Genomic DNA, 11803 nt, shown 5'->3' with positions numbered 1-11803 from the left:
CGCCGATCAATCACCGCCCCAGTAGTCCCAACACATCCCGCGCAATCGCCGCTGCCTGCTCACGCAGCTCCGGTACCGCCAGGCTCTCCCACAACGAACCGATCCGCAGGCTGCCGATCACCCGCAGCCGCGGATTGGCGCGCCCATCGGCATCGATCAGGCAGCCATCGGCATCGGTATCCACCCCGATGCCATGCGGCCCGGCGACCGCAATGCCCTGCCCCAGCAGTTGCTGCAGCAGCGGGTTGCGCATCGCCTGCACGCGCATTTCCACGCCGGTGGCGTTGACCAGCGTCTGCACATCCAGCTGCAGCGCATGCCCGGCACTGGCGCCGGCACTGAGCCGCACGCAGGCACCGGCCTGGTACGCCACCTCCAGCCGCGCGCGATGCAGCTGCAATTGCCCGCGCGCCTGCATCGCCTGCAACTGCGCATGCACCGGCGCGGCGATGCGGTGGCGATGCACATCCCAATAGCGCACCACATGGCGCAGGAAGCGGCGTTGGTCGGAAGTTGATAATGTCTGCCACAGTGCCTGGCTCAGCGGGCGCACACGCTCCATCACGCTCTGCCAGGGCAGGCCTTGCGCCCTCGCGACCCGCGCATGCTCCCGCACGCTGCGCATGCGCGCACGCAGCGGTAGCGCCAGCAAGGATTGCGGATCGAAGTCCGCTGCAACGCAATGCGCCTGCGGCAACGGCAGCAGCCCATGCCGCGACACCACGTGCACCGCCCCGCGATGCGCCTGCGCGGCCAGCGTCACCACCGTGTCGGCCATGCTCAGTCCCGAGCCGACGATGCACACCGCCGCGTCCTGCGGCAACGCGGCGACCGCCTCGGTATCCCAGGCTTCTACCCGCTGGGTTGCCGACAGGCCGGTGGCACCGCGCAGCGGCAACGGCCGCAACGCGTTGCCTACCGCCAGCACTACGCTGGTGGCCTGCAGGGTGTGTCCATCGTCGAGCTGCAACAGCGCGCCATCGGCATCGCATTGCAATGTCTGTACGCGGGCGCCGTGCACGGTGAGCGTCGCCGGGCCCTGCGCACGCGCAGCCTGCAGGCGATTGCGCAGGTAAGGCGCGTAGTGCCGACGCCCGACGAAGTGCTGCGGCAGCTGCGCGTCCTCCAGCTCCGGGCAGCAGCTGTGCGCACGCAGGTAATCGACGAAATCCTGCGGTGCCTCCACCAACGCACTCATCCGCGCGGCGGGCACGTTGAGCAGATGTTCCGGCCGCGCGGTGGAGTAGGCCACGCCCTCGCCCAGCACCGCGTGCGGCTCGATCAGCACGATCTGCAGCGGCGCCACGGCCTGACGCAGCAGCTGCAGCGCCACCAGCACACCGGATGCGCCACCGCCAACGATGGCGATCACTGCATCGCCGGGATCACGCAGTTCATTCATCCGGCAATTGTAGGCGATGCGTCGCGTCGCACCGATGACAGTGGCCATGCCTGCCGCAATGGCCGGGGTAGCGCCGTGCAGGCAGACCGGTCGACTGCCGCGCCCGTCCAATAGAGGTCGCCTGAGGCGTCAATTGCAGCGCGGGCACGCTCGCACCCGGCGAGACCTTGCTGGCACGCTTGCACCCAGCATGACGCCTGCCATCGCAGGCACCACCCCACGCCCCAACGGGCACTGCGCCGGGTGAACCAGGCACACACGCAAGGTCTACATCAACGCATCGGCCAGGCGTGCAATGCCCTCGCGGCTGCGGCGCCAGGCCGGGCGCGTGCGCCACTGCTCCAGCTCCAGCTGGCGGGCGTTGGCCAGGTAATCCTGCTCGATCGCACGCAGCCGCTGCACCACGCCCTGGTCGTAGCAGAGCATGCCGATCTCGGCGTTGAGCGCGAACGAGCGGATGTCCAGGTTGATCGAGCCGACCAGTGCGATGTCCTCATCCATGCTCAGGTGCTTGGCATGCAGGAAGTGCGGGCGGTACAGCGCGATCTTGACCCCGCAGCGCAGCAGCTCTTCGAAATACGCCTCCTGCGCCCAGGCCGCCAGGACCTGGTTGTTGCTCTCCGACAGGATCAGCTGCACATCCACGCCCGACACCGCGGCAATGCGCAAGGCACTGAGCAAGGCCTCGTCGGGGACGAAATACGGTGTCACCAGCACCACCTTGCGGCGCGCCAGATGGATCACCGCATTGATCGCATCGCGCGCATTCTCGAACGGATACGCCGGCCCGCTGGGCAGCAGCTGCGTGGCGATGTTGGCCTCGCAGACCGGTGCGTCCGGCCATACGTCCAGGCGCTGCCCGGTTTCGGTGAACCAGTCGCTGGCGAACACCGCTTCCAGATGATTGACCACCGGCCCACGCACGCGCGCCACCAGCTCGCGATTGGGCACCCCATCGATGAATCCGGCCTCGGCCAGATTCTGCGAGCCGACAAAGCCCACCTGGTTGTCGATCACCGCAATCTTGCGGTGGTTGCGCAGATCCATGCGACCGCTGCGGCGCCAGCGCAGGCCGCCGGGCAACACCGCCAGCACGTCCACCCCGGCTGCCTGCAGCCGCTTGCGGTAATGGCGCAGACCGCGCTTGGCACCCACCGCATCCAGCAGCACGCGGCAACGCACGCCGCGCACACTGGCGCGTTGCAGCGCAGCGACCACCGCATCGCCCACCGCATCGTCGAACATCAGGTAATACAGCAGGTGCACGCGCTTTTGCGCCGTGTCGATCGCCGTGACCAGGGCCTGCAGCGATTGCGCGTAGTCGTCCAGCAACTCCACCGCATTGCCCAGCGTAGGCATGAAATCGCCCTGGCGTTCGATCAGCGGCACCACCTCGGCGCTGCTGGTGTCCGCCTGCGGGGTCCAGCGCAAGGCATGCAGCGGCAGTTGCTGCTCGCGGATCACCTGCGAGGCGGTGGCCTGGCGTTCCACGCGCACCCGCGATAGCCACGGATGCCCGAACAGCAGATACAGCGGCAGGCCGACCACCGGCACGAAGCCGATCAGCAGCAACCAGCTACGCGCTGCACCGGGCGTGGTGCGGGCCGGAATCCACAACAGCGCGGCCAGGCGAATCACCCAGTCCAGCGCCAGTAGCCAGGTCCCTTGCAACCAGTCAGGCAGCATCAGCAATCCGTTCTCAAGAAGGTTCCGATTCTGACCGCCCGGTGCGTGAACGCAACGGGGCGGGCACGTCGATCGGCACGCAATAGCGAAACGGCCCGCCCTGCGCGTCAGCCGGCTGCACGCGCTCGGCGCAGACCTGCCGCAGCGTCTGCACGAACGCCGACTGCGCACGGGTGGGATGCCAGTCGCTGCGAAGCGTCATGCCGATCTGGCGGCGCAGTTGCGGCCCGGCGCGGCCGATCTCGCACAACAACCCGGCGCGGCGCTCGAACAGGAACTGGTCGCGCGACATCAGCGTGAGCCAGTCGCCTTCCAGCAATAGCCCGCGGATGGTCAGCTCCGCGCCGCATTCGATGCGCAGTGCCGGTGGCTCGATCTGCTGATCGCGAAACATGCGCTCCCAGCGCGCGCGCACCGGTGTGCCGGTGGTGGCGATCACCCAGGGATAGTCCAGCAACTGCGCAAACGCATAGGCGCGCCCGGCCAGCGGATGCCCGCTGCGCGCCACGATCACCGGCTCGTCGTCGAACAACGGCTCCTGCAGCACATCGCGCAGCGGCAACGGCTCGCGCAGCGCACCGATCAGCATGTCCAGTCCGCCCTCGCGCAGATGCGCCAGCAGCTCGGCATACGGGCCTTCGACCACGTTGACGCTGGCACCGGGATGCGCACGCGCAAACCGCGCCAACACCTGCGGCAGCAGGATCGCCCGCGCCAACGGCATCACCCCCAGCGCGATCCGGCCGGCATTCTGCGAGCGCAACGCGGCAACGTCGTCCAGGCCGGCGCGCAATTCGGCCAGCGCCAGGCGCACCTGCCGCAACAGCCGCGTGGCCACCGGCGTGGCTTGCACGGTCTTGCCGCGACGCACCGTCAGCGGCACCTCGATCACATCGGCCAACGACTGCACCGCGCGGTAGATCGCCGGCTGCGAGACCCCGACGCGCGCCGCCGCCAGCGAATAACTCCCCGCCACATCCACCGCGACCAGCGCCTGCAGCTGCCCCAGCGAAACCCGCCGCTCCAGGCCGGGGCGCACCGGCAGCCGCAGCGCCCGCCGTGCCACCCGGATGCCGCGCCCTAGTTGCGCCAACGCTCGCTCGATGCGCGGCACCAGCAGCTGCGTGGCCTCGGTGGCGACCATGCCGCCCGGATGCCGCTCGAACAAACGCGCCCCGAGCTGCTGCTCCAGCCGCGCCACCGCCTGCGTCAATGCCGGCTGCGACAGGTTCACCTGCGGCGCGGCTGCGCTGATGCTTCCCAGCCGATGCACCACGGCCAGGGCGTACAGATGGCGAAGGTTCGGCTCGGGAGTCGGCGGCATGCTCTAACTATAAGCAAAACCAATATGCATACCTCAAATTAATCTTGAGCCAGCAGGCGATCGCCACACAGACTCGGCGCACTCCTAACGAGGATGGATGGATGAGCCAGGTCGTCACCCGGATCGAGCGTACCCCGTTGGCCGTCGTCGACGGGCTTGCGCAGGCCGGCGTGGCCACCGTGCACGAGGCGCAGGGGCGCAGCGGTCTGCTGCACCATCGGCTGCGCCCGATCTACACCGGCTGCCGCATCGCCGGCACCGCCGTCACCGTGTCGATCCCGCCCGGCGACAACTGGATGATGCATGTGGCCATCGAGCAGCTGCAGCCCGGCGACGTGCTGGTGGTCGCGCCAACCAGCACCTGTTGCGACGGCTACTTCGGCGATCTGCTGGCCACCTCGGCGCAGGCGCGTGGCTGCCGCGGACTGGTCATCGATGCCGGGGTCCGCGATGTGCGCGATCTTACGGCGATGCAGTTCCCCGCCTGGAGCCGCGCGATCTGCGCGCAGGGCACCATCAAGGAGACGCTGGGTTCGGTCAATGTGCCGCTGGTCTGCGCCGACGCGCTGGTGCAACCGGGCGATGTGGTGGTGGCCGACGACGATGGCGTGTGCGTGGTGCCGCGTGCCAGCGCTGCCGCCGTGCTGGCCGAAGCGCAGGCACGCGAGGCGCGCGAGCTGCGCAAACGCGAGCGCCTGGCACGCGGCGAACTGGGCCTGGACATCTACGCCATGCGCGAGCGCCTGGCGGCCAGGGGCCTGCGCTATGTCTGAGCAGGTACGCGCGATGTGGATGCGCGGCGGCACCTCCAAGGGCGGCTTTTTCCTGGCCGACGAGTTGCCGGGCGAGCGCGCCGCACGCGACGCCTTCCTGCTGCGCGCCTACGGCTCGCCGGATGTCCGCCAGATCGACGGCATGGGCGGCGCCGACCCGCTGACCTCCAAGGTCGCGGTGGTGTCGCGCTCGGCGCGCGCCGATGCCGACGTGGACTATCTGTTCCTGCAGGTGTCGGTGGAACAGGCACAGGTCAGCGACGCGCAGAACTGCGGCAACATGCTGGCCGGGGTTGCGCCGTTCGCACTGGAACGCGGCCTGTTGCCGGCACGCGATGGCGAGACCGAGGTGCGCATCTTCATGCGCAACACCGGCACGCTGGCCACCGCTAGCGTGCAGACGCCCGGCGGCCAGGTGCGCTACGACGGCGACGCCCGCATCGACGGCGTGCCCGGCACCGCTGCGCCGATTGCACTGGTCTTTGCCGGGATTGCCGGCTCCTCGTGTGGCGCCTTGCTGCCCACCGGCAACCGTGTCGATCTCCTGGATGGCGTGGAGGTCACGCTGATCGACAACGGCATGCCCTGCGTGGTGCTGCGCGCCAGCGATCTCGGCATCAGCGGTTACGAAGACCGCAACACCCTCGATGCAGACGAGGCACTGAAAATCCGCCTGGAATCACTTCGTTTGCAAGCCGGGTCATTGATGCAGCTGGGCGATGTTGCCAAGGCCACCGTGCCCAAGATGATGCTGGTCGCCGCACCGCGCCATGGCGGCGCGATCAGCGTGCGCTCGTTCATTCCGCACCGCTGCCACGCCTCGATCGGCGTGCTCGGGGCCGTCACCGTGGCCACTGCCTGCCTGCTGCTCGGCTCGCCCGCGCATGCGCTGGCGCAGTTGCCTGGCGGCACCACACAGCAGCTGGAGGTCGAACATCCCAGCGGTGCAAGCAGCTGCGTGATCACTGTCGATTCGCGCGGCGAGGTGGTGCGTGCCGCGGTACTGCGCACCGCACGCAAGCTGTTCGATGGGCAGCTGTATGGCTGAGCGGATGGATGCGCCACCACGCTGGATCGATCGCCATCGGCCATGCCCGGCCCACGACCTGCGCCTGCCGCGCGGCCTGGCCGACACCACGTGCTGCAGCGACCTTCGCGTGAGCATCCATGCGCGCACCGCAACCTACGTGGGCACCTGCAGGTTCCGTGCCCCGCGTGCGCCCGCCGTTCGCGCGTGCAGTCGTTGGCTCGCCGAGCCTGCCTACTCAAGAAGACCATCACCATGATCATCGACTGCCACGGCCACTACACCACCGCGCCCACGGCGCATGACGCCTTCCGCAAGGCGCAGATCGCCCACTACGACAATCCGGCCTTGCCCGCGCCGGTATATCCGTCCATCTCCGACGATGCATTGCGCGAAAGCATCGAACAGCACCAGCTGCGCCTGCTGCGCGAGCGCGGTGCGGACATGACGATTTTTTCGCCACGCGCCAGCACCATGGCGCACCACATCGGCAATGAGGCGGTCAGCCAGGTGTGGACGCGTCACTGCAACGACCTGATCGCGCGCGTGGTGCAGCTGTATCCGCAGACCTTCATCGGTGTGTGCCAGTTGCCGCAGTCGCCGGGTGTGCCGATCGCCCAATCGATCGCCGAACTGGAACGTTGCGTCACCGAGCTCGGGTTTGTCGGCTGCAATCTCAATCCCGACCCGTCCGGCGGCCACTGGAACGGCGTGCCCTTGACCGATCGCGCCTGGTATCCGTTCTTTGAAAAGATGGTCGAGCTCGACGTGCCGGCGATGGTGCATGTGTCGGGCAGCTGCAATACCAACTTCCACGCCACCGGCGCGCATTATCTCAACGCCGATACCACCGCGTTCATGCAGTTTCTCGAAGGCGACCTGTTCGCCGATTTCCCGGACTTGCGCTTCATCATCCCGCACGGCGGCGGCGCGGTGCCGTATCACTGGGGCCGCTTCCGCGGCCTGGCCGACATGCTCGGCAAGCCGCCGCTGTCCACGCATGTGATGCGCAATGTGTTCTTCGACACCTGCGTGTATCACCAGCCCGGCATCGATCTGCTGTTCGAGGTCATCGGCATCGACAACATCCTGTTCGGTTCGGAGATGGTGGGCGCGGTGCGCGGCATCGACCCGCAGACCGGCCAGTATTTCGACGACACCAAGCGCTATATCGATGCCTTGGCGATCTCCGATGCCGACAAGCGCAAGGTGTTCGAAGGCAATGCGCGACGGGTGTATCCGCGGCTGGATGCGCAATTGCGCGCGCGCGGGCTGTAGCGGTGTTCCCTTCTCCCATCGGGAGAAGGTGCCCCGCAGGGGCGGATGAGGGGCGCCTCGGAGAGCGGTCACCGCCTGCGATGCCAAACGCGTCGCCACGCGCCTTCGGAAGTGAAACGCCGGCTGCTTCGCCTCGAACTGCAAGCGACTAACGGTGCGTGCAATCGGAAAAACGACGTCTCGCTTGCGAGTGGCTTCGCCCCGTACCCTCACCCCAACCCCTCTCCCGGAGGGAGAGGGAAGTGCACGCTGACCATTGTTGCGATCAACCCCGCAACACTCCACAAACGCAAACACCCGCCTTTCGGCGGGTGTTTGCTTGGATGCAGATCCGGTAATCGGTGGATTACTTGATCTTGCCTTCCTTGTACATCACGTGCTTACGCACGACCGGGTCGTATTTCATCATTTCCATCTTCCCCGGAGTGTTTTTCTTGTTCTTGTCCGTGGTGTAGAAGTGGCCGGTAGCGGCCGAGGAAATCATACGAATCTTGTCACGCTTGCCTTTTGCCATGACTGCTTACTCCTCAGACCTTTTCGCCGCGCGCACGCAGCTCTTTCAGAACGGCATCAATCCCGTTCTTGTCGATGGTGCGCAATGCATGCGCGGAGACACGGAGCTTCACCCAACGGTTCTCGCTGGCGACCCAGAAGCGGCGCTCATGCAGGTTGGGCAGGAAGCGACGACGGGTTCTGTTGTTTGCGTGGGAGACGTTGTTACCCGTCTGCACACGCTTGCCGGACACTTGGCATACGCGGGACATTACGCACCTCGATAAATGAATTGCCACCCATAGCCTGGGGAGCGGCGGCCCCGACAGCATCAGCTGCCACGCAACGTTGGGAATCAAGAACTTACGCTGGGAACAAGCCGGCAACCCCATCGCGCTGGGTGCCGCCATCCGGAGCGATCCGGGCACAGCGAGCCGCGCATTATGCACGGCAATTCCTTGTGCCGCAAGCACTTAGCCTGCGCCACCGTGCGTGCCGCCTGGCGCCCGGCAGCCCTTGCCTACCAGCCGCTGACTGAAGCTGCGGCCATTCGGATCCCGGCAGACGCGCCTGCCGGGATCGTGTCACACCTCAACCAACCGCCTTTGGTGCAAGCCGCCCCGGCCGCTCGCGGTGCAGCCAGCGGTACAGCACCGGCAGCACCAGCAAGGTCAGCAGCGTGGACGAGACGATGCCGCCGATCACCACCGTGGCCAGTGGGCGCTGCACCTCGGCCCCGGCGCCGACGTTGAAGGCCATCGGCACAAAGCCGAGGGCGGCCACCAAGGCAGTCATCAGCACCGGGCGCAGACGGCTCAGCGCGCCTTCGCGCAGCGCCTGCTCCAGCGACAGGCCCTCGGCCCGCAGGCTGCGCACGAAGGCGATCATCACCAGGCCGTTAAGCACCGCCACCCCCGACAGCGCGATGAAGCCGACGCCGGCGGAGATCGACAACGCCAGGCCGCGCAGCGCCAAGGCCACCACACCGCCGGTCAAGGCCAGCGGCACGCCGCTGAACACCACCAGCGCATCGCGCAGCGAGCCGAACGACCAGTACAGCAGCGCGAAGATCAGCAGCAAGGTCCCCGGCACCACCCAGGCCAGGCGCTGGCCGGCGGAGATCAGTTGCTCGAAGGTGCCGCCGTAGCCGATCCAGTAGCCGGTGGGCAGCACCACCTCGGCCCGCACGCGCTGCTGCACCTCGGCGACGAATCCACCCAGGTCGCGGTCGCGCACATTGGCGGTGATCACGATGCGGCGCTTGCCGTCTTCGCGATTGATCTGGTTGGGCCCGAGCACCGTTTCGACCTTGGCGACCTCGCGCAGCGGCACCGTGGTCGGTTCGCCACTGCGCCAACCGGCCGCGCGGCTGGACTCGTCGACATCGGCGCGCTCGCCATCGCCACGCAGCGGGATCGGCAGATCGGCCAACGCCGTCGGGTCCTGCCGCAGGCCTTCGGGCAGGCGCACCACGATGTCGAACCGGCGGTCGCCTTCGAACAACTGCCCGGCCGCCTGCCCACCCACCGCCGCCGACACCGTGTCCTGCACCACGCCGGGATTGAGCCCGTACCCGGCCAGTGCAACGCGATCGGGCACCACCGCCAGCATCGGCAGGCCGGTGGCCTGCTCCAGGCTCACGTCGGCCGCACCCGGCACCGTGCTGGCAACTTCCTGCACGCGTTGTCCCAACTTGACCAGCGTGTCCAGGTCATCGCCGTAGACCTTGATCGCCACATCCGCACGCACGCCGGAAATCAGCTCGTTCATGCGCATCTGGATCGGCTGGGTGAACTCGTAGTTATTGCCGGGCAGCTGCTTCACCGCTTCCTCGATCTCGGCCACCAGTTGCGCCTTGGGCTTGCGCGGGTCCGGCCATCGCTCGCGCGGATGCATGATCAGGAACGTATCGGCCACCGACGGCGGCATCGGATCGGTGGCCACTTCGGCGGTGCCGAGCTTGCCGAACACATGCGCCACTTCCGGAAACTGCTTGATGCGTTTTTCCAGTGTGGATTGCATGGTGATGGCCTGTTCCAGGCTGGTGCCGGGAATGCGCAAGGCGTGCAGCGCGATATCGCCCTCGTCCAGGTTCGGGATGAACTCGCTGCCCAGGCGCGTGGCCAGGACCGCGCACAGCGCCACCGCCGCCAACGCACCGAGACCGACCCAACGGCCGTGACGCAGCGCGCGATCCAGCAAGGGCGCATACACGCCACGCGCCCAGCGCATCGCTCGGTTTTCGTGCTCGGCCACCTTGCCGCCGAGCAACAAGGCGATCGCCGCCGGCACGAAGGTCAACGACAGCAACATCGCGCCGGTCAGCGCCAGCACCACGGTGATCGCCATCGGGTGGAACATCTTGCCCTCGATACCGGTCAGCGCGAACACCGGCAGGTACACCGCGGTGATGATGCCCAGCCCGAACAGGCTGGGGCGGATCACCTCGGCAGTGGCCTCGGCGGTCAATTCGAAACGCTCATCGCGCTTGAGCACCCGCCCCAGGCGCAGTTGCGCTTGCCCGAAGCGGCGCAGGCAGTTCTCCACGATGATCACCGCGCCATCGACGATCAAGCCGAAATCCAGCGCGCCCAGACTCATCAGGTTGCCGGACACGCCACCGCGCACCATGCCGGTGAGGGTGAACAACATCGCCAACGGAATCACCGCCGCGGTGATCAGGGCCGCACGCACATTGCCCAGCAGCAGGAACAGCACCACGATCACCAGCAACGCGCCTTCGATCAGGTTCTTGGCGACGGTGACGATGGTGCGGTCCACCAGTGCGGTGCGATCGTAGACCGGCACCGCCTGCACGCCGGCCGGCAGACTGGCATTGGCCACTTCCAGCCGCTGCGCTGCGGCCTGCGCCACGGTGCGGCTATTGGCACCGACCAGCATGAACACCGTGCCGAGCACCACTTCGCTGCCGTCCTGGGTGGCCGCACCGGTGCGCAACTCGCGCCCCTCGCCGACTTGTGCCACATCGCGCACCCGGATCGGCACGCCTTGGCGCCGATCCAGCACGATCGCCCCGATCTGCGCGATATCGTCCACCTGCCCCGGCACCCGCACCAGGAACTGCTGGCCGTTGCGTTCGATATAGCCGGCACCGATGTTGCGGTTGTTCGCCTCCACCGCGCGCGCCACATCGTCCAGCGTGAACCCCAGGGCGACCAGGCGCGCCGGATCCGGGGTGATATGGATCTGCCGCGCATAGCCGCCGATGGTATTGACCTCGGTCACGCCGGGCACGTTGCGCAACTGTGGGCGCACTACCCAATCCTGCAGGGTGCGCAGATCGGTCGCGGTCCACGCACTGCCATCAGGCTTGCGCGCATTGGGCCTGGCTTCCACCGTGTACATGAAGATCTCGCCCAGGCCGGTAGCGATCGGCCCTAGCTGCGGCTCCAGATCGGCCGGCAATTGCGACTTGACCTGCTGCAACCGCTCAGCCACCTGCTGCCGCGCAAAATACAGATCGGTGCCATCGGCAAACACGGCGGTGACCTGCGACAAGCCGTAGCGCGACAACGAGCGCGTGGACTCCAGCCCCGGCAATCCCGCCAGCACCGTTTCCAGCGGGAACGTCACCCGCTGCTCCGACTCCAACGGCGAATACCCAGTCGCGGCCGTATTGACCTGCACCTGCACATTGGTGATGTCCGGCGTGGCATCGATCGGCAAGCGCGAAAAACTCCACGCACCGATCGCAATCAACACCCCCGTCAACGCCAGCATCAACCAGCGCTGCGCGATCGCGAACCGGATGATGTTAGTGAGCATGACGCGCACCTCCGCGCACACTCGGCGCAACTGCG

The 11803-nt window shown here is 67.3% G+C and carries 9 protein-coding genes; 3 read left to right on the top strand and 6 right to left on the bottom strand.

Translation table 11 applies throughout. The annotated features are described in order from the left end of the window. Window positions 1-10: 10 nt before the first annotated feature. The 3 genes from LL972_RS15195 to LL972_RS15185 form a co-directional block, all read right to left on the bottom strand. Entirely contained in the window at window positions 11-1402 is a 1392-nt protein-coding gene (locus tag LL972_RS15195; protein ID WP_228328301.1) for an FAD/NAD(P)-binding protein, read from the bottom strand. 267 nt (window positions 1403-1669) lie between these two features. Continuing rightward, entirely contained in the window at window positions 1670-3088 is a 1419-nt protein-coding gene (gene cls, locus LL972_RS15190; RefSeq protein WP_228328300.1) for a cardiolipin synthase, read from the bottom strand. A gap of 13 nt (window positions 3089-3101) precedes the next feature. Further along, a complete protein-coding gene (locus LL972_RS15185) occupies window positions 3102-4412 on the bottom strand; it encodes a LysR substrate-binding domain-containing protein (RefSeq protein WP_228328299.1) in 1311 nt (436 codons plus the stop codon). Between the two features lie 101 nt (window positions 4413-4513). Here LL972_RS15185 and LL972_RS15180 point away from each other — a divergent pair, with 101 nt between their 5' ends. From LL972_RS15180 to LL972_RS15170, 3 genes are all read left to right on the top strand, one after another. Next, on the top strand, window positions 4514-5185 hold the full coding sequence (locus LL972_RS15180; RefSeq protein ID WP_228328298.1) for a 4-carboxy-4-hydroxy-2-oxoadipate aldolase/oxaloacetate decarboxylase: 672 nt from the start codon (window positions 4514-4516) through the stop codon (window positions 5183-5185). Further along, window positions 5178-6233: a 4-oxalomesaconate tautomerase gene (locus tag LL972_RS15175; protein WP_228328297.1), complete on the top strand. Its 1056-nt coding sequence runs from the start codon at window positions 5178-5180 to the stop codon at window positions 6231-6233. The genes LL972_RS15180 and LL972_RS15175 overlap by 8 nt, the downstream gene beginning before the upstream one ends. A gap of 234 nt (window positions 6234-6467) precedes the next feature. Further along, entirely contained in the window at window positions 6468-7490 is a 1023-nt protein-coding gene (locus LL972_RS15170) for an amidohydrolase family protein (protein WP_228328296.1), read from the top strand. Window positions 7491-7836: 346 nt separating this feature from the next. On the opposite strand, the gene rpmG is transcribed toward LL972_RS15170, so the two are convergent. The 3 genes from rpmG to LL972_RS15155 all read right to left on the bottom strand — a co-directional run bounded on the left by rpmG (window position 7837) and on the right by LL972_RS15155 (window position 11768). After that, window positions 7837-8004 carry a 50S ribosomal protein L33 gene (rpmG, locus tag LL972_RS15165; RefSeq protein ID WP_002809462.1) on the bottom strand — a complete coding sequence of 56 codons (168 nt, stop codon included), beginning with the start codon at window positions 8002-8004 and terminating at the stop codon, window positions 7837-7839. Between the two features lie 13 nt (window positions 8005-8017). Continuing rightward, on the bottom strand, window positions 8018-8254 hold the full coding sequence (rpmB, locus tag LL972_RS15160; protein WP_002809459.1) for a 50S ribosomal protein L28: 237 nt from the start codon (window positions 8252-8254) through the stop codon (window positions 8018-8020). 319 nt (window positions 8255-8573) lie between these two features. Next, entirely contained in the window at window positions 8574-11768 is a 3195-nt protein-coding gene (locus LL972_RS15155) for an efflux RND transporter permease subunit (RefSeq protein ID WP_228328295.1), read from the bottom strand. Window positions 11769-11803 lie beyond the last annotated feature (35 nt).

It is taken from the genome of Xanthomonas campestris pv. asclepiadis (genome assembly GCF_020784175.1).
Taxonomy (GTDB): domain Bacteria; phylum Pseudomonadota; class Gammaproteobacteria; order Xanthomonadales; family Xanthomonadaceae; genus Xanthomonas; species Xanthomonas campestris_D.
This window is presented reverse-complemented; position numbering and strand designations above follow the sequence as displayed.

Bases quoted from the DNA above. Each gene is read 5' to 3' on its own strand.
- rpmB (WP_002809459.1), bottom strand. From the start codon at position 8,254: ATGTCCCGCGTATGCCAAGTGTCCGGCAAGCGTGTGCAGACGGGTAAC.
- LL972_RS15185 (WP_228328299.1), bottom strand. From the start codon at position 4,412: ATGCCGCCGACTCCCGAGCCGAACCTTCGCCATCTGTACGCCCTGGCC.
- LL972_RS15175 (WP_228328297.1), top strand. From the start codon at position 5,178: ATGTCTGAGCAGGTACGCGCGATGTGGATGCGCGGCGGCACCTCCAAG.
- rpmG (WP_002809462.1), bottom strand. From the start codon at position 8,004: ATGGCAAAAGGCAAGCGTGACAAGATTCGTATGATTTCCTCGGCCGCT.
- LL972_RS15155 (WP_228328295.1), bottom strand. From the start codon at position 11,768: ATGCTCACTAACATCATCCGGTTCGCGATCGCGCAGCGCTGGTTGATG.
- LL972_RS15180 (WP_228328298.1), top strand. From the start codon at position 4,514: ATGAGCCAGGTCGTCACCCGGATCGAGCGTACCCCGTTGGCCGTCGTC.
- LL972_RS15170 (WP_228328296.1), top strand. From the start codon at position 6,468: ATGATCATCGACTGCCACGGCCACTACACCACCGCGCCCACGGCGCAT.
- cls (WP_228328300.1), bottom strand. From the start codon at position 3,088: ATGCTGCCTGACTGGTTGCAAGGGACCTGGCTACTGGCGCTGGACTGG.
- LL972_RS15195 (WP_228328301.1), bottom strand. From the start codon at position 1,402: ATGAATGAACTGCGTGATCCCGGCGATGCAGTGATCGCCATCGTTGGC.